The sequence below is a fragment of the uncultured Aggregatibacter sp. genome (assembly GCF_901873365.1).
Lineage (GTDB): Bacteria > Pseudomonadota > Gammaproteobacteria > Enterobacterales > Pasteurellaceae > Aggregatibacter.
Genome location: NZ_CABFLM010000043.1, coordinates 1 through 21,834 on the forward strand (window position 1 = coordinate 1; position 21,834 = coordinate 21,834).

Annotated in this window: 25 protein-coding genes; 17 read left to right on the forward strand and 8 right to left on the reverse strand. The window is 40.5% G+C overall.

Annotated elements, in window-relative coordinates:
* The coding region (locus tag QZ106_RS01495) for a hypothetical protein (RefSeq protein ID WP_295973354.1) at positions 1 to 1,025 on the forward strand (1,025 nt) is incomplete at its 5' end.
* Positions 1,026 to 1,102: 77 nt separating this feature from the next.
* On the opposite strand, the gene ruvX is transcribed toward QZ106_RS01495, so the two are convergent.
* From ruvX to metJ, 4 genes are all read right to left on the reverse strand, one after another.
* The gene (gene ruvX, locus QZ106_RS01500) at positions 1,103 to 1,531 is read right to left on the reverse strand and encodes a Holliday junction resolvase RuvX (RefSeq protein WP_295973356.1); all 429 of its coding nucleotides are present in this window, start codon (positions 1,529 to 1,531) and stop codon (positions 1,103 to 1,105) included.
* Positions 1,531 to 2,091 (reverse strand): YqgE/AlgH family protein, encoded by a 561-nt coding sequence (locus QZ106_RS01505; protein ID WP_295973359.1) that lies wholly within the window; start codon positions 2,089 to 2,091, stop codon positions 1,531 to 1,533. The genes ruvX and QZ106_RS01505 overlap by 1 nt, the downstream gene beginning before the upstream one ends.
* A complete protein-coding gene (rsmE, locus tag QZ106_RS01510; RefSeq protein WP_295973361.1) occupies positions 2,088 to 2,831 on the reverse strand; it encodes a 16S rRNA (uracil(1498)-N(3))-methyltransferase in 744 nt (247 codons plus the stop codon). Before rsmE ends, QZ106_RS01505 begins: the two co-directional genes overlap by 4 nt.
* Positions 2,832 to 2,902: 71 nt before the next feature.
* On the reverse strand, positions 2,903 to 3,220 hold the full coding sequence (gene metJ, locus QZ106_RS01515; protein WP_209363785.1) for a met regulon transcriptional regulator MetJ: 318 nt from the start codon (positions 3,218 to 3,220) through the stop codon (positions 2,903 to 2,905).
* Positions 3,221 to 3,536: 316 nt separating this feature from the next.
* Between metJ and zapB the strand changes: the two genes are divergently transcribed.
* The 13 genes from zapB to QZ106_RS01580 all read left to right on the forward strand — a co-directional run bounded on the left by zapB (position 3,537) and on the right by QZ106_RS01580 (position 14,184).
* Positions 3,537 to 3,755 carry a cell division protein ZapB gene (zapB, locus tag QZ106_RS01520; RefSeq protein WP_021616118.1) on the forward strand — a complete coding sequence of 73 codons (219 nt, stop codon included), beginning with the start codon at positions 3,537 to 3,539 and terminating at the stop codon, positions 3,753 to 3,755.
* A 57-nt stretch (positions 3,756 to 3,812) separates the two neighbouring features.
* The gene (mioC, locus tag QZ106_RS01525) at positions 3,813 to 4,256 is read left to right on the forward strand and encodes an FMN-binding protein MioC (protein ID WP_295973370.1); all 444 of its coding nucleotides are present in this window, start codon (positions 3,813 to 3,815) and stop codon (positions 4,254 to 4,256) included.
* Positions 4,257 to 4,673: 417 nt separating this feature from the next.
* On the forward strand, positions 4,674 to 6,563 hold the full coding sequence (gene mnmG / locus QZ106_RS01530; protein WP_021616116.1) for a tRNA uridine-5-carboxymethylaminomethyl(34) synthesis enzyme MnmG: 1,890 nt from the start codon (positions 4,674 to 4,676) through the stop codon (positions 6,561 to 6,563).
* Positions 6,563 to 7,195, forward strand: coding sequence for a 16S rRNA (guanine(527)-N(7))-methyltransferase RsmG (gene rsmG / locus QZ106_RS01535; RefSeq protein ID WP_295973374.1), 633 nt, complete (start codon positions 6,563 to 6,565; stop codon positions 7,193 to 7,195). Before mnmG ends, rsmG begins: the two co-directional genes overlap by 1 nt.
* A 106-nt stretch (positions 7,196 to 7,301) precedes the next feature.
* Positions 7,302 to 7,676 carry an ATP synthase subunit I gene (locus QZ106_RS01540; RefSeq protein ID WP_295973377.1) on the forward strand — a complete coding sequence of 125 codons (375 nt, stop codon included), beginning with the start codon at positions 7,302 to 7,304 and terminating at the stop codon, positions 7,674 to 7,676.
* Between the two features lie 27 nt (positions 7,677 to 7,703).
* A complete protein-coding gene (atpB, locus tag QZ106_RS01545; protein ID WP_021616113.1) occupies positions 7,704 to 8,492 on the forward strand; it encodes a F0F1 ATP synthase subunit A in 789 nt (262 codons plus the stop codon).
* A 56-nt stretch (positions 8,493 to 8,548) separates the two neighbouring features.
* Positions 8,549 to 8,803, forward strand: a complete 255-nt coding sequence (gene atpE, locus QZ106_RS01550) for a F0F1 ATP synthase subunit C (RefSeq protein ID WP_021616112.1) — start codon at positions 8,549 to 8,551, stop codon at positions 8,801 to 8,803.
* A 49-nt stretch (positions 8,804 to 8,852) separates the two neighbouring features.
* Positions 8,853 to 9,323 (forward strand): F0F1 ATP synthase subunit B, encoded by a 471-nt coding sequence (gene atpF / locus QZ106_RS01555; RefSeq protein WP_021616111.1) that lies wholly within the window; start codon positions 8,853 to 8,855, stop codon positions 9,321 to 9,323.
* 13 nt (positions 9,324 to 9,336) lie between these two features.
* Entirely contained in the window at positions 9,337 to 9,885 is a 549-nt protein-coding gene (gene atpH, locus QZ106_RS01560) for a F0F1 ATP synthase subunit delta (RefSeq protein WP_033002533.1), read from the forward strand.
* Between the two features lie 12 nt (positions 9,886 to 9,897).
* Positions 9,898 to 11,439 (forward strand): F0F1 ATP synthase subunit alpha, encoded by a 1,542-nt coding sequence (atpA, locus tag QZ106_RS01565; RefSeq protein WP_021616109.1) that lies wholly within the window; start codon positions 9,898 to 9,900, stop codon positions 11,437 to 11,439.
* A 15-nt stretch (positions 11,440 to 11,454) separates the two neighbouring features.
* On the forward strand, positions 11,455 to 12,324 hold the full coding sequence (gene atpG, locus QZ106_RS01570) for a F0F1 ATP synthase subunit gamma (protein ID WP_295973384.1): 870 nt from the start codon (positions 11,455 to 11,457) through the stop codon (positions 12,322 to 12,324).
* 16 nt (positions 12,325 to 12,340) lie between these two features.
* Positions 12,341 to 13,714 carry a F0F1 ATP synthase subunit beta gene (gene atpD / locus QZ106_RS01575; RefSeq protein ID WP_021616107.1) on the forward strand — a complete coding sequence of 458 codons (1,374 nt, stop codon included), beginning with the start codon at positions 12,341 to 12,343 and terminating at the stop codon, positions 13,712 to 13,714.
* Positions 13,715 to 13,755: 41 nt separating this feature from the next.
* Complete coding sequence (locus QZ106_RS01580) at positions 13,756 to 14,184, forward strand: F0F1 ATP synthase subunit epsilon (protein WP_295973387.1); 429 nt, start codon at positions 13,756 to 13,758, stop codon at positions 14,182 to 14,184.
* 375 nt (positions 14,185 to 14,559) lie between these two features.
* Here QZ106_RS01580 and QZ106_RS01585 read toward each other — a convergent pair whose 3' ends face one another.
* The 4 genes from QZ106_RS01585 to aspA all read right to left on the reverse strand — a co-directional run bounded on the left by QZ106_RS01585 (position 14,560) and on the right by aspA (position 18,953).
* Positions 14,560 to 15,306, reverse strand: a complete 747-nt coding sequence (locus QZ106_RS01585) for an MlaA family lipoprotein (protein WP_295973390.1) — start codon at positions 15,304 to 15,306, stop codon at positions 14,560 to 14,562.
* A 138-nt stretch (positions 15,307 to 15,444) separates the two neighbouring features.
* Positions 15,445 to 16,776, reverse strand: coding sequence for an HslU--HslV peptidase ATPase subunit (gene hslU, locus QZ106_RS01590; RefSeq protein WP_295973393.1), 1,332 nt, complete (start codon positions 16,774 to 16,776; stop codon positions 15,445 to 15,447).
* Positions 16,777 to 16,796: 20 nt separating this feature from the next.
* Positions 16,797 to 17,324 carry an ATP-dependent protease subunit HslV gene (hslV, locus tag QZ106_RS01595; RefSeq protein WP_005704683.1) on the reverse strand — a complete coding sequence of 176 codons (528 nt, stop codon included), beginning with the start codon at positions 17,322 to 17,324 and terminating at the stop codon, positions 16,797 to 16,799.
* Between the two features lie 210 nt (positions 17,325 to 17,534).
* Positions 17,535 to 18,953 (reverse strand): aspartate ammonia-lyase, encoded by a 1,419-nt coding sequence (gene aspA, locus QZ106_RS01600; protein WP_295973396.1) that lies wholly within the window; start codon positions 18,951 to 18,953, stop codon positions 17,535 to 17,537.
* Between the two features lie 224 nt (positions 18,954 to 19,177).
* Here aspA and QZ106_RS01605 point away from each other — a divergent pair, with 224 nt between their 5' ends.
* From QZ106_RS01605 to groL, 3 genes are all read left to right on the forward strand, one after another.
* Positions 19,178 to 19,660 (forward strand): FxsA family protein, encoded by a 483-nt coding sequence (locus tag QZ106_RS01605; RefSeq protein WP_295973399.1) that lies wholly within the window; start codon positions 19,178 to 19,180, stop codon positions 19,658 to 19,660.
* 84 nt (positions 19,661 to 19,744) lie between these two features.
* A complete protein-coding gene (locus QZ106_RS01610) occupies positions 19,745 to 20,035 on the forward strand; it encodes a co-chaperone GroES (RefSeq protein WP_048749674.1) in 291 nt (96 codons plus the stop codon).
* Between the two features lie 89 nt (positions 20,036 to 20,124).
* Positions 20,125 to 21,768: a chaperonin GroEL gene (gene groL / locus QZ106_RS01615; RefSeq protein ID WP_021616099.1), complete on the forward strand. Its 1,644-nt coding sequence runs from the start codon at positions 20,125 to 20,127 to the stop codon at positions 21,766 to 21,768.
* The last annotated feature ends 66 nt before the right edge of the window (positions 21,769 to 21,834 follow it).

The window sequence follows — 21,834 nt, forward strand, 5'->3', positions numbered from 1 at the left end:
TTGTTGATCATTTGAATGAAACATTTAAACTTTACTTTCCTACTATAAGTATTGGTTTTGGATATTATCCTGAAATAACCGGAAGAATATTCCTAATAAATTTAGATTATAGCAATATTAATAATCTTATTTATTTATGGTTTTTAGATAAAAAGAAAATCGATTTTGGTTTAAGAATATCATTAATTGAAGAGGATATGATAAATCAATATAAATTAGATTTTGCAGATTCCTATGATATACAATTCAAGCTATCAAAAAATCAAGGATTGATTGATGTTGAGTTCTTTTCTAAAAACATAAGCGAAGATAGATTTGATATTGCATTTGTAATTATTCGATTTGTTTTAGGTGAATGGAGTATGTACAGCAAAATAAATTCAATAAGAATGTTAGAGTACATTCCAGAAAATCCTATACCTCTATCTAAACTATACGATACATTTAATAATATATGGATTAATGAGCTAGGACATTCTGGCAAAAATGAAGGATATCATTTTGATAGATATCTTCTCCCAGCATTATCAGGTGAAGAGGTAGGGATAATGAATGGCTTTATCCCTATGCGAAATAAGTTGGCAAATCACTTAGTTGGCTCTATTGATTATCCGTTTTCTTTTTTTATGTTTGTAATATTAGAGAATGGGTACAATGAAGATGAGATCGATACATTTGAAAGTTTCATTTTTGATATCTATAAAAAAGGTGAAGGGGTTATAACTGTAAGAACAAGGCAGCCAAGTGAAAATAGATATAGTGTATACGGATATTGTGCTCGTCCTGGATTAATTTATAAACATCTTACATCATTATTAAAAAACTACCCAAATTTTAATTCTGAAACAAATATATTATTTGATCAGAACTGGTATGGTTACCGACATTGGGTATTAGATAAGAACATAAGGATGGATTTATCTGAGATAAATGAATTAATAACTTCATCTAAACAAAATTCTACTGAACAACCAATCAATAAACAGCCCAAAAAATCATTTTTTCAAAGATTATTTAAGCGATAAAGAAAAGCCATTTAGTGAACGCTAAATGGCTTTTTTTATCTATCAACCTCAAAGTGCGGTCGCTTTTTTATGTGTTTTCAACGTAGTTCTTCACTGTGTTGTTCAAACCAGCTTTCTAAAATTAAGCAGGCGGAAATGCCATCCACTTTGCTTTTATTTAAAGCTCGATAACCGCCGCGGCTGAAAATTTCACTGCGAGCTTCCGTGGTTGTGAGGCGTTCATCCTGTAATTCCACCGGTAAATTAAAGCGTCCATTCAAGCGATTGGCAAATTTTTTGGCGCGTAAGGTCAGTTCTTGTTCGGTGCCATCCATATTCAGCGGTAAACCAACAACTAATCGTGCCGGCTGCCATTCTTTGATGACTTTACCGATAGCATCCCAATCAGGAATGCCGTCTTGTGCTTTAAATGCCGGCAACGACTGTGCTGTGCCGGTGATGCTTTGCCCCACTGCACAACCAATGCTTTTTGTGCCGAAATCAAAGGCTAAAACCGTAATGCCCATTAACAATGTCCTACTTGGCCGACAAAATTATACATATCAATGCCGAGCAATTGATTGGCCGCCAACCAGCGTTGATCGCATGGTAAATCAAACAGGATTTGTTCCGTTGCCGGCACGACCAGCCAAGAATCATGGGCGATTTCTTGCTCTAACTGATTGGCTTCCCAACTGGCACAACCTAAAGCAACCAAATATTTCTCCGGTTCTTCAGGAGTGCCGAACGTATCCACCACATCGGCAGAGGTTGTCAGGACAAGATTATCATTCACCTTATAACTGTGATTAAATACTTTTGGAACAGGCGTATGCAAAATGAAACCACGATCAACGTTCACCGGCCCACCGGCAAGCACCAATTTATTGTTATAAGTGCGGTCGGTTACCATCATGAAATTCATTTTTGCACTCAGTTCTGCAATGCTTAAATCGGTGGGTTGATTAATCACCAATCCCATAGACCCTTTTTCATTATGCTCACAAATATAAATGACCGTCCGATAAAAATAACTATCCTCTAAATTTGGCATGGCAATGAGCAAATGATCTTGCAAATCCATCATAATATTTCCCCTAAATCACCAAAACAGACTTGTAATGCGGTTATCGCCGCCATCGCTGCTGTTTCGGTGCGTAATACTCGCTTTCCTAATAACACTTCCACAAAACCTTGTTGTTCGGTTTGTGCAATTTCTTGCGCTGATAAGCCACCTTCAGAACCAATTAATAAGCGCACGCCGGCAGTGGGTATCGTTGGCAATGTGCGAATGGAATGTGTTGCTCTCGGATGAAGATTTAATTTCAGTGCGCCATCTTGTTCGGCGCACCATTGTTGTAATTTCATTAATGGGCGAATTTCCGGAATTTTATTCCGGCCGCATTGTTCACAAGCCGCAATGGCAATTTTTTGCCATTGTTGGATTTTTTTCTCCATACGATCACCGTCTAATTTCACGCCACAACGTTCCGACCACAGCGGTGTAATCACGTTCACACCTAATTCGACGGATTTTTGAATAGTAAATTCCATGCGTTCGCCACGCGAAATCACTTGCCCAAGATGAATAAACAATGGGCTTTCCCGATCGTCAAATTGCCGGCTTAAAATTTCTACATCGATGCTTTTTTTACTCACCTGCGTAATCATTGCTTGGTATGTTTGGTTACTGCCATCAAAAAGTTCGAGATGGTCGCCGGGTTGCATACGCAAAACACGCCCCACATGATTTGCACCGTCTTCAGACAAAGTGCAAAAAGTGAGATGATTCAACGATGTAGGATGATAAATTCTAGGTACTCGCATAATAGAACATTAACTAAAAATCATGGTTCTATCATAACAGAAAAGAAGAGGGCAAAGAGAGAAATGAGAAATTAATATTCCCATTTGGTCGGATCAATACCTAACTCACGCATAATCACTTTCGCTTCTTCAGGAATTTCATCGCTGCGCTCTTTGAGCAAATCCTCATCTGTTGGCAAAGGCTGGCCGGTAAAGGCGTGTAAGAAAGCTTCACAAAGCAATTCACTGTTTGTTGCGTGGCGTAAATTACGAATTTGGCGACGAGTGCGTTCATTTGTCAAAATTTCAAGCACTTTAATTGGAATGGAAACCGTAATTTTTTTCACTTGTTCGCTTTTTTTGCCATGTTCTGCATAAGGGCTAATGTATTGTCCGTTCCAATTCGCCATAATTGATTCCTGAAATAACCTTAGTAATTGTCTCAATATTCTAATAAAAAAGAATAAAAATAACAATCTAGCCGTGAAGACTGCTAGATTTCCATGGATGCGTCTGCCCTAGACGGACTGACGTCTTCATCAACTCAAAAGTGCGGTCAGTTTTTTCAAAGTTTTTTCTGCCTCATGGCGAATTTTTAAGTAAATTCCCTTTAAGGAGGACGACTACCCCCATGAATTAACAGATAATGCGATTCTTTGCTTTAATAAAATCAATTAAATCGGTAGAATACCTCTACTTTTTATCCATTTTTTAGAGGAAATCACTATGTCATTAGAAGTTTTAGATCAGTTAGAAAACAAAATTAAACAAGCCGTTGAAACCATTCAACTCCTTCAACTCGAAGTGGATGAATTAAAAGAAAAAAACGGCAGATCACAACAAGAAAACGATGCATTACGCAGTGAAAACGAACAATTAAGAAGCGAACATCAAAATATTCAAGAACGTTTACGCTCACTTTTAGGCATCACTGACAGTATCTAATGATTCTTTATTAAACCAAGGCTTAGTTAATCTAAGCCTTCTTTTTTGGGAGAAAAAATGCAACCTCACATTTGCTTAATCACCGGCAGCACTTTAGGCGGTGCCGAATATGTTGCCGAACACATAGAAAGCCGATTACAACAACAAGGTTTCAGTACTGAATTGCACCACGGCCCGGCATTAAATGATGTAATCAATGAAAAATTATGGCTAGTGGTGACTTCCACCCATGGCGCAGGCGAATTACCGGATAACCTCAAACCGTTATTTGAAGCTCTGGATGCAAGTGATAATGACCTTTCCCACTTAAGATTTGCGGTGATCGGTTTAGGAAATTCTGATTACGACACCTTTTGCTTTGCCGTGGACAAAGTAGAACAAAGTTTGTTGGCAAAAAGTGCGGTCAAAATAACCGATGCTTTACGCATTGACGTCTTAACAGAATCTGATCAAGAACAGTGCGCAGAAGACTGGTTACCTAATTTTACGCATAATATTTAATCAATAAAAAAGCAAACAGCGTGTGGATAACTTCGTTAATTATTGTTAAAAATCTGTTTTTATGTAATGAATAAATTCTGATGCTAATCAACCTGTGGATAAATAAGGAAGTTATACACAAGAATTAACGGTATTGATCGGGAAGATCTTAACACGTTTGAAAATGATCTATGCATTTCATTTACAACGTAAAAACGATCTTATTCAACGGTTTTGATGATCCTTATAATAGTAATAATAAAAGATCTCTATATAAAGATCTTATTTCTTATTAGCGAAGATCCTTCTCCCGATCCCTCTTTTTTCTTTCACTGAAACGCATCTTTTAACCACCTAAGATTTTCAGTAAAATAGCGACCAATTTTTTCAAGGATCAACAGATCCGTACCTCATTTAAAATAGAGATCATTCATAATCATGTTTTACACTGAAACCTATGATGTCATCGTGATCGGTGGCGGTCATGCAGGAACAGAAGCCGCATTGGCACCTGCACGTATGGGATTAAAAACCCTATTACTTACGCATAATGTAGATACTCTCGGACAAATGTCTTGTAACCCGGCGATTGGCGGAATTGGCAAAGGGCATTTAGTAAAAGAAGTGGATGCCATGGGCGGATTAATGGCGCATGCCGCCGATAAAGCCGGTATTCAATTTCGTACATTAAACAGCAGTAAAGGCCCGGCCGTACGCGCAACACGTGCGCAAGCGGATCGTGTGTTATATCGTCAAGCCGTCAGAATCGCCCTTGAAAATCAACCGAATTTAGATATTTTCCAACAAGAAGCCACGGATATCTTAATTGAACAAGATCGTGTAACCGGTGTTACAACGAAAATGGGGCTTACGTTTCATGCAAAATCTGTGATCTTAACTGCCGGCACCTTCTTAGCCGGTAAGATTCATATTGGTTTACAAAATTATGAAGGGGGACGTGCAGGTGATCCGGCTTCGGTAACCCTCTCTCATCGTTTAAGAGATCTTGGTTTACGTGTGGATCGCTTAAAAACCGGAACACCGCCACGTATTGATGCACGTACGATCAATTTTGAAGTCTTAGCTAAACAACATGGCGATGCAGTATTGCCGGTGTTCTCTTTTATGGGATCCGTTTCTGATCACCCGCAACAAATTCCTTGTTATATCACCCACACCAACGAACAAACCCATGATGTGATCCGTAATAACTTGGATCGTAGCCCGATGTATACCGGTGTCATTGAAGGGATCGGGCCACGTTATTGTCCATCGATCGAAGATAAAGTAATGCGCTTTGCGGATCGTAATTCGCACCAAATTTATTTAGAACCAGAAGGCTTAACCAGCAATGAAGTGTATCCGAATGGGATTTCAACCAGTTTACCTTTTGACGTGCAAATGGGTATCGTCAATTCCATGAAAGGGTTGGAAAATGCCCGCATTGTGAAACCGGGTTATGCCATTGAATATGATTATTTTGATCCACGTGATTTAAAACCGACCTTAGAAACCAAATCCATTCAAGGTTTATTCTTTGCCGGTCAAATTAATGGTACGACCGGTTATGAAGAAGCAGCAGCACAAGGCTTATTGGCTGGGATTAATGCTGGTCTTTACGTACAAGAGAAAGAAGCCTGGTTTCCGCGCCGTGATCAAGCTTACACCGGTGTGTTGGTGGATGACCTTTGTACATTAGGAACAAAAGAACCCTATCGCGTGTTTACCTCTCGTGCGGAATACCGTTTGTTATTGCGTGAAGATAATGCCGATATTCGTTTAACGCCAATTGCCCATGAATTAGGATTAATTGATGACGCACGCTGGGCTCGTTTTAACCAAAAAATGGAAAATATTGAGCAAGAGCGTCAACGCTTACGCAGTATTTGGTTACATCCACGTTCTGAATACCTAGAAGAAGCCAATAAAGTATTGAATAGTCCATTAGTGCGTGAAGCCAGTGGTGAAGATTTATTACGCCGTCCGGAAATGACTTACGATATTTTGACTTCCTTAACGCCATATCAACCGGCAATGGAAGATAAAGAAGCGGTAGAACAAGTAGAAATCGCCATTAAATATCAAGGCTATATAGAGCATCAACAAGAGGAAATCGAAAAACAAAAACGCCACGAAAATACAGCTATTCCGGCTCACTTTGATTACAGCAAAGTTTCCGGTTTATCCAACGAAGTGCGGGCAAAATTGGAACAACATCGTCCGGTATCTATCGGACAAGCGAGCCGTATTTCCGGTATTACGCCGGCAGCGATTTCCATCATTCTGGTGAATTTGAAAAAGCAAGGCATGCTAAAACGTGGTGAATAATGACTAATTTAGAACTTCAATTAACGGATAAGCTAAAAACATTGTTAAAACAGACCGCACTTTCTGTGACAGAACAACAGCAACAACAGTTAGTGAAGCTGGTTTTGCTGCTGAATAAATGGAACAAGGCTTATAATCTAACGTCTGTGCGTGATCCGCAGGAAATGATGGTTAAACATATTTTGGACAGTCTTGTGGTGAGCCCTTATTTACAAGGTGATCGTTTTATTGATGTCGGTACCGGCCCGGGCTTGCCCGGCTTGCCTTTAGCTATCATTAATCCGCAAAAACAATTTGTTTTGTTAGATAGCTTGGGTAAACGGATCAGTTTTATTCGCAATGCAGTATGTGAGTTAGAGCTTACCAATGTTGAAGCAGTGTTGAGTCGCGCGGAAGAATATCAACCCGATCACCAATTTGACGGGGTATTAAGTCGTGCTTTTGCCTCGTTAAAGGAGATGACCGACTGGTGCCATCATTTACCGAAAAAAGAGGGGCATTTTTATGCCTTAAAAGGCCTCTATCACGATGAGGAAGTTCAAGCCTTAGAGGGGAAATTTATGGTTAAAGAGGTGATTAAACTCCATGTTCCTGAGCTTGTAGGTGAACGACATTTAATCATTCTGCATTAAATTTCTAAAAGTGTGATTTATTTAACAGTTTTTCCCCTTTTTTAAGTTGAATCTCTCTGTGCTAAATGTATAATTAGCCAGTTTTTGCATACTAAAAAATAATGTGATGTCTAGGGTTTTAACGCAAGCGAAACATTGTTACCAAAAATCAATATGGATTGAAATGGGGATTTTACTCATTATCGGTGCGTTAATTTCACTTTGGCAGTGGGAAAGTGCGGTTGATTTCTGTCTTGGATTTTTCTGTGCTTTTCTGCCTTTTTGTGCTTTTGTGTATCTTATTTTTTATCGTAAACAGCATTTATCAACAAAATTGACCGCACTTTATCGTGGGGAAGCGGTAAAGTTTGCATTAACGATACTATGTATTATTGCTGCGTTTAAAGGATTTCATGTAAGTGAATTCATTTTATTTTTTGCAGGTTTTTTCGTGGCATTAGTGTTGAACAATGTCGTTCCATTTTTGCTGAACAGGTCTTAATTTTAAGTTCTATATAAAGGGTCAACTATGTCCGGACAAACAACCTCTGAGTATATCGGCCACCATTTGTCTTTTTTAAAGACCGGTGAGGGTTTTTGGCATATTCATGTCGATACGCTGTTTTTCTCTATCGTATCAGCCATTATTTTCCTTTTCGTTTTTTCACGTGTTGCGAAAAAAGCGACACCGGGCGTACCAAGCAAAATGCAATGTTTGGTCGAAATTTTAGTGGAATGGGTCAATGGTATCGTAAAAGAAAACTTTCATGGTCCACGCAATGTTGTTGCACCGTTAGCATTAACCATTTTTTGTTGGGTATTCATTATGAATGCCATCGACTTAATCCCAGTCGATTTTCTTCCACAATTCGCAGGTTTGTTCGGTATTCACTACTTGAGAGCTGTGCCAACAGCAGATATTAGTGCAACGCTCGGCATGTCAATCTGTGTCTTTTTCTTAATTCTTTTCTATACAGTAAAATCTAAAGGTTTTGGTGGATTGGTTAAGGAATATACCTTACACCCATTTAATCACTGGGCGTTTATTCCGGTTAACTTTATTCTTGAAACCGTTACTTTACTGGCTAAACCAATTTCTCTCGCATTCCGTTTATTCGGTAATATGTATGCAGGGGAATTAATCTTTATTCTCATTGCTGTGATGTATTCTGCCAATATGGCAATTGCGGCATTGGGAATTCCATTACACCTTGTTTGGGCGATTTTCCATATTTTGGTTATTACGCTACAAGCATTCATCTTTATGATGTTGACGGTGGTTTACTTAAGTATCGCTTATAACAAAGCAGATCATTAATTTTATTTTTTATTAACCGGCTCTAGGGCTAAACTTAACTTCTATTGGAGAACATTATGGAAACTGTAATTACAGCTACAATTATCGGTGCATCAATCCTTCTTGCATTCGCAGCATTAGGTACAGCTATCGGCTTTGCGATTTTAGGTGGTAAATTCTTAGAATCTTCCGCTCGTCAACCTGAGCTTGCTTCTAGCTTGCAAACAAGAATGTTTATCGTTGCAGGTTTATTGGATGCGATTGCGATGATTGCTGTTGGTATTTCTTTACTTTTCATTTTCGCAAACCCATTCATCGGTTTATTACAATAATCACCTTATTTGCTTATCAACGTAAAACAAGCAGATTAAGGAGGACGTTGTGAATCTAAATGCAACATTAATTGGTCAACTGATTGCGTTTGCAATTTTCGTGTGGTTCTGCATGAAATTTGTTTGGCCACCAATTATTAGTGCAATTGAAAAACGTCAAAGCCAAATTGCGAATGCTTTAGCTTCTGCTGAAGCGGCTAAAAAAGAACAAGCAGATACTAAAATGCTTGTTGAAAAGGAAATTTCTGAAGCGAAAATTCAAGCGCAAGAAATTTTAGATTTAGCCAATAAACGTCGCAATGAAGTTTTAGACGAAGTGAAGGCAGAAGCCGAAGAACTTAAAGCGAAAATCATTGAACAAGGCTATGCTGAGGTTGAAGCTGAACGTAAACGTGTTCAAGAAGAATTACGTGTAAAAGTTGCGTCTTTGGCCATTGCAGGTGCTGAAAAAATTGTTGGACGTACTGTGGATGAAGCAGCCAACAATGACATTATTGATAAATTAGTTGCAGAACTATAAGAAGGTTGAGCTTATGTCAGAATTAACTACCATAGCTCGCCCTTATGCTAAAGCAGCGTTTGATTTTGCCGTTGAACAAAGTACATCTGACAAAAGTGCGGTAGAAAAATGGAATGAAATGTTAGGTTTTCTTGCTGAATTAGTGAAAAACGAAACAATGCAAAATTATCTAACAGGTTCTCTTTCTGCACAAAAATTAGCAGATACGGTGATCTCAATTTGTGGTGAACAATTAGATCAATATGGGCAAAACTTAGTTCGGTTAATGGCTGAAAATAAGCGTTTAACTGTTCTTCCGCAAGTTTTTAAAGAATTCCAACATTATGTTGAGGAATATAAAGCCATTGCGGAAGTGAACGTCATATCGGCTCAACCATTAAGCGTCATGCAACAAGAAAGAATTGCAGCCGCAATGGAAAAAAGATTAGCCCAAAAAGTTAAGTTAAATTGCAACGTTGATAGCTCGCTCATTGCCGGTGTTATCATTCGTACAGAGGATTTTGTCATAGACGGCAGTAGTCGCGGACAGCTTGCCCGTTTAGCAAATGAGTTGCAATTATAAGAGGATTAGAAAATGCAACTAAATTCAACTGAAATTAGTGAATTGATTAAAAAACGCATTGCTCAATTTGATGTGGTGAGCGAAGCCCGCAATACAGGAACGATTGTTTCTGTTAGTGATGGGATTATTCGTATCCATGGTTTAAGCGATGTGATGCAAGGCGAAATGATCGCCTTACCGGGCAACCGTTATGCCATGGCACTTAACCTTGAACGCGATTCGGTTGGTGCGGTAGTTATGGGGCCTTATGCCGATCTTGCTGAAGGAATGGAAGTGCAATGTACCGGCCGTATTCTTGAAGTGCCGGTTGGTCGTGGTTTATTAGGTCGTGTTGTAAACACCCTTGGTCAACCAATTGATGGTAAAGGTGAAATTGAAAATGACGGTTTTTCTCCGGTTGAAGTTATCGCGCCGGGTGTAATTGAACGTAAATCCGTTGATCAACCAGTACAAACCGGTTATAAAGCGGTTGACTCCATGGTGCCAATTGGTCGTGGTCAACGTGAATTGATTATCGGTGACCGTCAAACCGGTAAAACAGCATTAGCGATTGATGCTATCATTAACCAACGTAATTCAGGCATTAAATGTATCTATGTGGCAATTGGTCAAAAAGCGTCAACAATTGCTAACGTAGTACGTAAATTAGAAGAGCATGGTGCATTAGCTAACACTATCGTGGTTGCGGCATCTGCGTCTGAATCTGCTGCATTACAATATTTAGCACCTTATGCCGGTTGTGCAATGGGTGAATATTTCCGTGATCGTGGTGAAGATGCATTAATCGTTTACGATGATCTTTCTAAACAAGCGGTAGCTTATCGTCAAATTTCCCTATTATTACGTCGTCCGCCAGGTCGTGAAGCATATCCTGGTGACGTATTCTACTTACACTCACGTTTGCTTGAACGTGCTTCTCGTGTAAATGAAGAATACGTAGAAAAATTCACCAAAGGTGAAGTAAAAGGAAAAACCGGTTCTTTAACTGCTCTTCCAATTATTGAAACTCAAGCGGGTGACGTTTCTGCGTTCGTTCCTACTAACGTAATTTCTATTACCGATGGTCAGATTTTCTTAGAATCTAACTTGTTTAACTCAGGTATTCGTCCTGCGGTGAACCCGGGTATTTCTGTTTCTCGTGTGGGTGGTTCTGCACAAACTAAAGTTATTAAGAAACTTGCGGGTGGTATTCGTACTGCGCTTGCACAATATCGTGAATTAGCGGCATTTGCTCAGTTTGCTTCAGATCTTGATGATGCAACTCGTAAACAACTTTCTCATGGTGAAAAAGTAACCGAATTATTGAAACAAAAACAATTTTCTCCGCTTTCTGTTGCTGAGCAAGCAGTAGTGTTATTTGCAGTTGAATTTGGTTATTTAGACGATGTTGAGTTATCTAAAATTGCAAGTTTTGAAACCGCACTTCTAGATTATGCAAATCGTAATTATGCCGAGTTTATGCAAGAGCTTACTAAAACTGGTAACTATAATGATGAAATCAAAGATACATTAAAAGGTATTTTAGATAGTTTCAAAGCGAATAGTGCTTGGTAGTAACGGAGAAATAAGATGGCAGGTGCAAAAGAGATAAAAACCAAAATTGCCAGCGTACAAAGTACGCAGAAAATTACTAAGGCAATGGAAATGGTTGCAACCTCGAAAATGCGTAAAACGCAGGACCGTATGGCGGCATCTCGTCCGTATTCTGAAACTATCCGTAGTGTTATCAGCCATGTGTCTAAAGCAAGTATCGGTTATAAACACCCGTTCTTAGTTGAACGGGATGTGAAAAAAGTGGGTATTTTAGTGATTTCTACTGATCGTGGAATGTGCGGTGGTTTAAACGTGAATTTGTTTAAAACCACACTTAACCAAATTAAAGATTGGAAATCACAAAATGCGACAACTGAGCTTGGCTTAATTGGTTCTAAAGGGATTAGTTTTTTCCGTTCCCTTGGTTTTAAGGTAAAAAGCCAACTTTCCGGTTTGGGCGATAACCCTTCTTTAGAAGAATTAATTGGTGTAGCAAATACCATGTTTGATGCTTATCGTAATGGAGAAATTGATGCAATTTATATTGCATACAATAAATTCATTAATACGATGTCGCAAAAACCGGTTGTACAGCAATTAGTTCCTCTACCGGAAATAGAAGACGATCACTTAAGCGAAAGACAACAGGCATGGGATTATATTTACGAACCTGAACCAAAAGTGTTATTAGACAGCCTTTTAGTTCGTTATTTAGAATCTCAAGTTTATCAAGCGGTTGTAGATAATTTAGCTTCAGAACAAGCGGCTCGAATGGTAGCGATGAAAGCAGCAACAGATAATGCAGGTAATTTAATTAATGACCTACGGTTGGTGTATAACAAAGCTCGTCAAGCAAGTATCACAAATGAATTAAATGAAATCGTTGCCGGTGCGGCTGCGATTTAATAGAAGAGGAACGGTAATGGCGACAGGTAAAATTGTACAAATCATCGGTGCGGTGATTGACGTCGAATTTCCACAAGATGCAGTACCAAAAGTTTATGATGCATTAAATGTTGAAACAGGTTTAACCCTTGAAGTTCAACAACAATTAGGTGGTGGTGTGGTACGTTGTATCGCATTAGGTGCCTCCGATGGTTTAAAACGTGGTTTGAAAGTAGAAAACACAAATGCTCCAATTCAAGTACCGGTAGGAACAAAAACCCTTGGTCGAATTATGAATGTGTTAGGTGATCCAATTGACGAACAAGGTCCAATTGGTGAAGAAGAACGTTGGTCTATTCACCGTTCTGCACCAAGCTACGAAGAACAATCAAACAGTACCGAATTATTAGAAACCGGTATTAAAGTGATCGACTTAATTTGCCCATTTGCAAAAGGGGGTAAAGTTGGTTTATTCGGTGGTGCGGGTGTAGGTAAAACCGTAAATATGATGGAATTAATCCGTAATATCGCGATTGAACACTCAGGTTACTCCGTATTTGCCGGTGTAGGTGAGCGTACCCGTGAAGGTAACGACTTCTACCACGAAATGAAAGATTCCAACGTATTGGATAAAGTATCTTTGGTTTACGGTCAAATGAATGAGCCACCGGGTAACCGTTTACGTGTTGCGTTAACCGGTTTAACTATGGCGGAAAAATTCCGTGATGAAGGTCGTGATGTATTATTCTTCGTGGATAATATCTATCGTTATACTCTTGCCGGTACGGAAGTATCCGCACTTTTAGGCCGTATGCCATCAGCGGTAGGTTACCAACCAACCCTTGCTGAGGAAATGGGTGTATTACAAGAGCGTATTACTTCAACTAAAACAGGTTCTATCACGTCCGTACAAGCGGTTTATGTGCCTGCGGATGACTTGACTGACCCATCTCCGGCAACCACCTTTGCGCACTTAGACTCAACTGTTGTATTGAGCCGTCAAATTGCGTCTTTAGGTATTTATCCTGCGGTTGACCCATTAGATTCTACATCTCGTCAATTAGACCCATTAGTTGTTGGTCAAGAGCATTATGATGTTGCTCGTGGCGTACAAGGTATCTTACAACGTTATAAAGAATTGAAAGATATTATTGCGATTCTTGGTATGGATGAATTATCTGAAGAAGATAAATTGGTTGTAGCCCGTGCGCGTAAGATCGAACGTTTCTTATCACAACCGTTCTTCGTTGCTGAAGTATTTAACGGCACACCGGGTAAATACGTTCCGTTAAAAGAAACCATTCGTGGCTTTAAAGGTATTTTAAACGGCGAATACGATCATGTTCCGGAACAAGCGTTCTACATGGTCGGTTCAATTGACGAAGCGCTAGAAAAAGCCAAAAATATGTAATCACTTCAAGCTGATGCATATCAAACTTGAAGGAGAAAAACATGGCAACATTTAATTTAACAGTCGTAAGTGCAGAACAAAAAATCTTTTCCGGCAACGTGAAAAGTGTTCAAGCAACAGGTATTGAGGGTGAGCTCGGTGTTTTACCGGGGCATACCCCTTTATTGACAGCAATCAAGCCAGGTATTGTTAAATTTACTTTAGAAAATGATAACGAAGAAGTTATCTATGTTTCCGGCGGCTTTTTAGAAGTTCAACCAACGATTGTGACTGTTCTTGCGGATGTCGCAATTCGTGGTCAAGAGCTTGATAGCGAGCGTATTCTTGCTGCTAAGAAACGTGCGGAAGAAAACATTTATCAACATCACCATGATGCTGATTACGAATTGTTAATGCTTAAACTTTCTAAAGAATTAGCGAAACTTCGTGCTTACGAACTGACAGAGAAGTTAGTGAAATCTAAACGTTAATTACAGCGGACACAGTGATTTCATAAAAATTAAGGACTGATTCCTAAGAGAGTCAGTCCTTTTTTATTATAGCCAGCTGGCGATAAAAACCATACGCGATGCGTATGGAGCTAAATAGCTTAAGCGATGAACAGAAAAAAATTTTCGCTATATGACGATAACGAAAACAAGACTGACAACCGAAACTCAATATATAGGAAGATTATTTACCCCCTCGTAGCATGCAACTTGTTGCACGAATGATTAACCTTGTGCGTAATTCACAACACGATCAAATCATGCACGGAACGTTATTTAACCCTTTCGGGTATTCACGATTTTGTGCAACAAGTTGCAGGCTACGATTCACTAATTATGAATTAAAGAGGAAATTAATCAGTCAATTTGATTAAGAATATCTTCTGATAAGGCCGGAGTTGCTTTTTCTTCTTTCTTGTTGGCACGGATGCGATAGTCAATATTTTGGAAATAAGCTTCGCGGAAAGTAACGTAAGGATCTTGAGCCTGCTCTAACAATGCTTCTTTATCCATTAAACTTGCACGCGTATCGATACCTTGAACTGTCCATTTTAATAAACTCCAAGGGCCTAATAATGACAACATTGGATAGGTGGTATCTGCTAGGTTTCCAATATCTTGTCGTGGTGTTGCCGGGCCATATACGGGAAGCATAATATAAGGACCGGTTCCCACACCATAACGACCTAACGTATCGCCGAAACGGGAATTTTCTTCTTTTTTAAGTGGTGCGCTGTAGCTTGCAATATCAATTATGCCACCTAAACCAAAAATACTGTTTAACCAAAAACGGTTGAAATGAACCATTGCCAATTTAAATTCACCTTGCACTAAACGGTTAGCAAAGCTTGCTGGTTCATCAAGATTATTGGCAAAGTTAACAATTCCCGTGCGTATTGGGGAAGGGACATATTCTTTCCAGCCTTTAGCAAGAGGTTTTAATACGTAAGGATCAGCAACATGATAGTTAAAATCCCACATTTTACGGTTAAAACCCTCTAAGGCATCTTTACGTTCTCCGGTTTCCGGATCAATGGTTGATGAACAACCCGTGAGTGTTGCCGTGCCTAATAAGAGCGCAATGAATAATTTTTTTGTCTGCATAATTTGTACTCAGGCGAATGAAAAAGTGGGCACATTGTAAACAACTTAGTGACTAACTACAAAAACTTTCTAAAATCCTACCGCACTTGATAAATAAAAGGGCACGACATTTGTCGTACCCTAAGTAAAACCAGAAGATTAAAGAATAAAGCGACTTAAATCTTCATTTTCTACTACTTCACCTAATGCCTCACTGACATACGCGGCATCAATGTTCACGGTTTGCCCATCCATGTCGCTGGCGTTGAAAGAAATTTTATCCATTAAGCGCTCCATTACCGTATGCAAACGGCGCGCACCGATATTTTCGGTCTTTTCATTGACACGAAATGCCGCTTCGGCGATTTTCTTAATAGCATCTTGAGTAAATTCAATATTCACCCCTTCCGTTGCCATTAACGCTTTGTATTGCTCGGTTAAAGAAGCATTCGGCTCAGTCAGAATACGCTCGAAATCCTCAGCTGTCAGTGCAGAAAGCTCCACACGAATCGGCAAACGGCCTTGTAATTCCGGAATTAAATCTGACGGGCGTGCCACTTGGAACGCACCGGAAGCGATAAACAAAATGTGATCGGTTTTCACCATACCGTGTTTGGTGTTCACGGTTGAACCTTCCACCAACGGCAATAAATCGCGTTGCACGCCCTCACGGGAAACATCCGCACCGCTGTATTCGCCTTTCTTACAAATTTTGTCGATTTCGTCGATAAACACGATACCGTTTTGTTCCACCGCATCAATGGCTTTTTGTTTCAGATCTTCCGGATTCACCAATTTCGCCGCTTCATCGTCAATTAAGGTTTTTAACGCATCCTTAATTTTCATTTTACGTTTTTTGGTTTGGCTGCCAGAAAGGTTCTCAAACATGGATTGTAATTGACTGGTCATATCTTCCATGCCCGGAGGTGCCATGATTTCCACGCCCATCGGCACGCCTGCCACATCAATTTCCACTTCTTTATCGTCTAACTGACCTTCGCGTAGTTTCTTACGGAAAACCTGGCGGGTGTTGCTTTGACTATCGCGGTTTTCCACTTCACCCCATTGGTTCTTCGCCGCAGGTAATAAGGCATCTAAAATTCGCTCTTCTGCCGCTTCTTCCGCTTTAGCTCGATTTTTGACGATTTCCTGTTGGCGTACCAATTTCATGGCGCTGTCGGTTAAATCGCGAATAATGGAATCCACTTCTTTGCCCACATAACCTACTTCGGTAAATTTAGTGGCTTCTACTTTAATGAACGGCGCATTGGCTAATTTTGCCAAACGGCGGGCAATTTCCGTTTTCCCCACGCCGGTCGGCCCAATCATGAGGATGTTTTTCGGCGTTACTTCGTGGCGCATTGGCTCTTGCAGCTGCATTCTGCGCCAACGGTTTCTTAGGGCAATTGCTACTGCGCGTTTGGCGTCGCTTTGGCCGATAATATGTTGATCTAATTCAGAAACTATTTCACGAGGTGTCATTTCAGACATGGTTTATTCCTTATCATTTTTTAATTCGGCAATTCTTCAATAGTGAAATTGGTGTTGGTGAACACACAAATTTCACCGGCAATTTTGAGAGATTTTTCCACAATTTCACGCGCCGATAATTCCGTATTTTCCACCAACGCACGAGCGGCAGATAAAGCGTAGTTGCCGCCAGAACCGATAGCAAGAATCTGATCTTCTTCCGGTTGTACTACATCGCCGATACCGGTAATGATCAGGCTTTCTTTTTCATCCGCCACGATTAACATCGCTTCCAATTTACGCAACGCACGATCGGTACGCCAATCTTTCGCTAATTCCACCGCACTTTTCAGCAAATGCCCTTGGTGCATTTCTAATTTACGCTCAAAAAGCTCAAACAATGTAAAGGCATCTGCCGTGCCGCCCGCAAAACCCGCCAACACTTTGCCGTTATACAAACGACGCACTTTGCGCGCGTTACCCTTCATCACCGTATTGCCAAGGGAAACCTGACCGTCACCGCCGACAACCACTTTACCGTTGCGACGTACACTTACAATCGTAGTCATAATGCTATCCTTTAAAAATGGAAAATATGGAAGTTATATTGAGATTAATTGAGAGAATTCAAGGGATATGAATGGAATTTACGCTTTGTTTTTTCATGTCATTTTTATTTCGGTATACAAAAAAATCAGCGCCTAATCCATTAGAACGCTGATTTTGACTAAATAAACAAGTTAATTCTTCGACGTACTATTTGTCGATTTGTTCACTTTTTATTTATTTAATTTTGCTTTATAGGTCGGATTCATCAAGTTTTCTACGGAAAGGATGTCATCCAATTGTTCTTTGGTTAACAAACCTTTTTCCAAGACCACTTCACGCACGCCTTTACCAGTTTGCGCACAGATTTTACCCACTAAGTCGCCGTTGTGGTGACCGATAAATGGGTTCAAGTAAGTGACAATACCGATAGAATTGTAAACGTAGTTTTCGCATGTTTCTTTGTTGACAGTGATGCCATCAACACATTTATCGCGTAAGTTCACACAGGCGTTGCCTAGAATCTCAATGGATTCAAACATAGCTTGTACAATTACCGGCTCCATTACGTTTAATTGTAATTGACCCGCTTCAGCCGCGAAGGTCACGGTGGTGTCGTTACCAATCACTTTGAAGCACACTTGGTTCACCACTTCAGGCACAACCGGGTTTACTTTTGCCGGCATGATGGAAGAACCGGCTTGTAATTCAGGCAAGTTGATTTCTTTAATACCTGCACGAGGACCGGAAGAAAGTAAACGTAAGTCGTTACAGATTTTTGACAATTTCACGGCAGTACGTTTTAACGCACCATGTACGGAAACATAGTCACCACAGTCAGAAGTGGCTTCAATTAAGTTTTCTGAGCCAGTGCAATGCAATCCGGTGACATTGGATAAATGTTTCACAACGGAAGGCACATAACCTTGTGGGGTATTTAAACCGGTACCGATAGCGGTTGCGCCCATGTTCACTTCAAGCAAGTGTGCTGCAGCGGCTTTTAAGTGTTTCACTTCTTCCGCCATTAACACTGCAAACGCTTTGAATTCTTGCCCCACAGTCATTGGCACTGCATCTTGTAATTGAGTACGGCCCATTTTCAACACTTTCTCGAATTCCTTTGCTTTGTTTTCAAAGCCTTGTTGCAAATAAGCGACTTTTTCAAGAAGTTTAATGACGCTGTTGTACACGGCAATATGGAAACCGGTAGGGTACGCATCGTTGGTGGATTGGCTGGCGTTCACATGATCCATTGGGTCAAGGTATTTATATTCACCTTTTTTGTGACCTAAAATTTCTAACGCCAAGTTGGCAATCACTTCATTGGTGTTCATATTAACGGAAGTGCCTGCCCCGCCTTGGTAAATATCAGATGGGAATTGATCCAAACATTTGCCGTTCACCAACACTTCATCACAAGCTTTAACAATGGCTTCTGCAATTTCTTTTGGAATGGCACCCAATTCACCGTTCGCCAATGCCGCAGCTTTTTTCACCATCACCATGCCGCGAACAAATTCCGGCACATCAGAAATCGTTACTTTCGAAATGTTAAAATTTTCCACCGCTCTTAGGGTGTGAATACCCCAGTAAGCATCCGCAGGAACTTCACGTTCACCTAACAAATCCACTTCCTTTCTATATTGTGTCATTTGCGTTCTCCTTTATGCTTAACACGTTTGGTTGAATTGTCTAAATTATAGAAAATTCGATTAAAATTAAATTGATCCAAGTCACAGATTTTTATACGCATTTAAGAGTTATTTTTATTTTTCAGATTAGTTTTTCTAACCTGAAAGATGTAGCCATGAATAAAAGTTGCACCGCAAAATAAAGCGGGTAATATGCACATCCAACGTGTTTTTAAGGAGCTACTATGCCGTTTATCGCCTTTCTTTTTGCTGTTTTTCTATTTATTTATGTGGAACTGAGCCTACTGGTTTGGGTAGGAAGTCACCTCGGCATTCTTATGCTCATTTTGTTACTGATCGGCTCCTCATTACTGGGCATTACTCTCATTCGTGTTCGTGGTTGGTACAGCCTTACACGGATAAAACAGCAACTCACCCAAGGTCAACTGCCCACCGATGCGCTTTTTGGCTCGCTACGTTGGCTTGTTGCCGGAATCTTGTTTGTCATTCCCGGTTTTGTCACCGACATTCTTGCCTGTGTGCTGTTAAGTCCTTTCGGCCGTTACCTGATAAATACATTCATTCGTAGCCGATTTGTGTTCTTCCAACAAAACATCTTTAAAACCGGCCGCACTTTTTATTCCTCCCAAAACAATCCGCCTAGAGATGACGAGATTTTTGAGGCGGAATTTGAAAAGGAAGCCGATGAAAATAAACGGTTAAAATAATTTTGCCTTTCCCTTGAAAGCGTAAAAATGATTCCCATATAGAAAAAGCTTTTTTATTAATTTAAGAAATAGAGGAAATTTCAGATGAATATTCGTCCATTACACGACAAAGTGATTTTAAAACGTGAAGAAGTGGAAACCAAATCTGCCGGTGGTATCGTATTGACCGGTTCGGCAGCCACCAAATCTACCCGCGCGAAAGTATTAGCAGTCGGTCCAGGCCGTTTATTAGAAAACGGTAGCATTCACCCAATGCACGTAAAAGTCGGCGACATCGTGATTTTCAGCGACAGCTATGGTGTGAAAACAGAAAAAATTGATGGTGAGGAAGTGCTCATCCTTTCCGAAGACGATATTTTAGCGATCGTTGAATAAGCAAAAACACGCTGAAAAACGACCGCACTTTAAATGAAATAGATCATGGTGAGAGCAATCTCACGCAACAAAATAAAAGGAAATTAAACATGGCAGCAAAAGACGTAAAATTCGGTAACGACGCACGCGTGAAAATGTTAAAAGGTGTAAACATTTTAGCCGACGCAGTAAAAGTCACCCTTGGTCCAAAAGGCCGTAACGTAGTATTAGACAAATCTTTCGGTGCACCAACCATCACCAAAGACGGTGTGTCTGTGGCACGTGAAATCGAATTAGAAGATAAATTTGAAAACATGGGCGCACAAATGGTGAAAGAAGTTGCTTCTAAAGCCAACGATGCCGCCGGTGACGGTACCACCACGGCAACTGTTCTTGCACAAGCCATCGTGAACGAAGGCTTAAAAGCCGTAGCGGCAGGCATGAACCCAATGGATTTAAAACGCGGTATTGACAAAGCGGTTACTGCCGTTGTTGCCGAACTTAAATCCCTTTCTAAACCTTGCGAAACCTCTAAAGAAATCGAACAGGTGGGTACCATTTCCGCAAACTCCGACAGCATTGTGGGTCAATTAATCGCACAAGCCATGGAAAAAGTGGGTAAAGAAGGCGTGATTACCGTAGAAGATGGTACCGGCTTAGAAGACGAGTTGGATGTGGTTGAAGGGATGCAATTTGATCGCGGTTACCTTTCCCCGTATTTCATCAACAAACCGGAAACGGCAACAGTAGAATTAGATAACCCATTCATTTTATTAGTCGATAAAAAAATCTCGAATATTCGTGAATTATTACCGGTATTAGAAGGTGTCGCGAAAGCAGGTAAACCGTTATTAATCATTGCGGAAGACGTAGAAGGCGAAGCATTGGCAACATTGGTAGTAAACACCATGCGCGGCATCGTGAAAGTAGCAGCAGTGAAAGCACCAGGCTTCGGCGATCGTCGTAAAGCGATGTTACAAGACATTGCGATTTTAACTGCCGGTACGGTGATTTCTGAAGAAATCGGTATGGAGTTAGAAAAAGCCACTCTTGAAGATCTTGGTCAAGCAAAACGCGTTGTAATCAATAAAGACAACACCACTATCATCGACGGTATCGGCGATGAAGCGCAAATCCAAGGTCGTGTGGCGCAAATTCGTCAACAAATCGAAGAATCTACTTCCGACTACGACAAAGAAAAATTGCAAGAACGCGTGGCGAAACTCGCCGGTGGTGTTGCGGTGATTAAAGTCGGTGCCGCAACCGAAGTAGAAATGAAAGAGAAAAAAGCCCGCGTGGAAGATGCACTACACGCAACTCGTGCAGCTGTGGAAGAAGGCGTGGTTGCCGGTGGTGGTGTGGCATTAATTCGCGCAGCCAGCAAAGTGGCTGATTTACGTGGCGACAACGAGGAACAAAACGTCGGTATTAAACTTGCCCTTCGTGCCATGGAAGCCCCGTTACGTCAAATCGTCACAAACGCCGGTGAAGAAGCCTCTGTGGTCGCAAGTGCGGTGAAAAACGGCGAAGGAAACTTTGGTTATAACGCAGGTACTGAGCAATACGGCGATATGCTCGCAATGGGTATTTTGGATCCGACTAAAGTAACTCGTTCTGCATTACAATTTGCAGCTTCTGTTGCCGGTTTAATGATCACCACTGAATGTATGGTGACCGAATTACCGAAAGACGACAAAGCTGACCTCGGTGCTGCCGGCATGGGTGGCATGGGAGGTATGGGCGGAATGATGTAATTCCTCGGATTCCGTCTTACATCCAAATGATTCGCACCTTAGTAAGTAACCTTGCTAAGGTGCGTT

Bases quoted from the DNA above. Each gene is read 5' to 3' on its own strand.
- ruvX (WP_295973356.1), bottom strand. From the start codon at position 1,531: ATGGGCATTACGGTTTTAGCCTTTGATTTCGGCACAAAAAGCATTGGT.
- QZ106_RS01505 (WP_295973359.1), bottom strand. From the start codon at position 2,091: ATGATGGATTTGCAAGATCATTTGCTCATTGCCATGCCAAATTTAGAG.
- rsmE (WP_295973361.1), bottom strand. From the start codon at position 2,831: ATGCGAGTACCTAGAATTTATCATCCTACATCGTTGAATCATCTCACT.
- metJ (WP_209363785.1), bottom strand. From the start codon at position 3,220: ATGGCGAATTGGAACGGACAATACATTAGCCCTTATGCAGAACATGGC.
- zapB (WP_021616118.1), top strand. From the start codon at position 3,537: ATGTCATTAGAAGTTTTAGATCAGTTAGAAAACAAAATTAAACAAGCC.
- mioC (WP_295973370.1), top strand. From the start codon at position 3,813: ATGCAACCTCACATTTGCTTAATCACCGGCAGCACTTTAGGCGGTGCC.
- mnmG (WP_021616116.1), top strand. From the start codon at position 4,674: ATGTTTTACACTGAAACCTATGATGTCATCGTGATCGGTGGCGGTCAT.
- rsmG (WP_295973374.1), top strand. From the start codon at position 6,563: ATGACTAATTTAGAACTTCAATTAACGGATAAGCTAAAAACATTGTTA.
- QZ106_RS01540 (WP_295973377.1), top strand. From the start codon at position 7,302: ATGTCTAGGGTTTTAACGCAAGCGAAACATTGTTACCAAAAATCAATA.
- atpB (WP_021616113.1), top strand. From the start codon at position 7,704: ATGTCCGGACAAACAACCTCTGAGTATATCGGCCACCATTTGTCTTTT.
- atpE (WP_021616112.1), top strand. From the start codon at position 8,549: ATGGAAACTGTAATTACAGCTACAATTATCGGTGCATCAATCCTTCTT.
- atpH (WP_033002533.1), top strand. From the start codon at position 9,337: ATGTCAGAATTAACTACCATAGCTCGCCCTTATGCTAAAGCAGCGTTT.
- atpA (WP_021616109.1), top strand. From the start codon at position 9,898: ATGCAACTAAATTCAACTGAAATTAGTGAATTGATTAAAAAACGCATT.
- atpG (WP_295973384.1), top strand. From the start codon at position 11,455: ATGGCAGGTGCAAAAGAGATAAAAACCAAAATTGCCAGCGTACAAAGT.
- atpD (WP_021616107.1), top strand. From the start codon at position 12,341: ATGGCGACAGGTAAAATTGTACAAATCATCGGTGCGGTGATTGACGTC.
- QZ106_RS01580 (WP_295973387.1), top strand. From the start codon at position 13,756: ATGGCAACATTTAATTTAACAGTCGTAAGTGCAGAACAAAAAATCTTT.
- QZ106_RS01585 (WP_295973390.1), bottom strand. From the start codon at position 15,306: ATGCAGACAAAAAAATTATTCATTGCGCTCTTATTAGGCACGGCAACA.
- hslU (WP_295973393.1), bottom strand. From the start codon at position 16,776: ATGTCTGAAATGACACCTCGTGAAATAGTTTCTGAATTAGATCAACAT.
- hslV (WP_005704683.1), bottom strand. From the start codon at position 17,324: ATGACTACGATTGTAAGTGTACGTCGCAACGGTAAAGTGGTTGTCGGC.
- aspA (WP_295973396.1), bottom strand. From the start codon at position 18,953: ATGACACAATATAGAAAGGAAGTGGATTTGTTAGGTGAACGTGAAGTT.
- QZ106_RS01605 (WP_295973399.1), top strand. From the start codon at position 19,178: ATGCCGTTTATCGCCTTTCTTTTTGCTGTTTTTCTATTTATTTATGTG.
- QZ106_RS01610 (WP_048749674.1), top strand. From the start codon at position 19,745: ATGAATATTCGTCCATTACACGACAAAGTGATTTTAAAACGTGAAGAA.
- groL (WP_021616099.1), top strand. From the start codon at position 20,125: ATGGCAGCAAAAGACGTAAAATTCGGTAACGACGCACGCGTGAAAATG.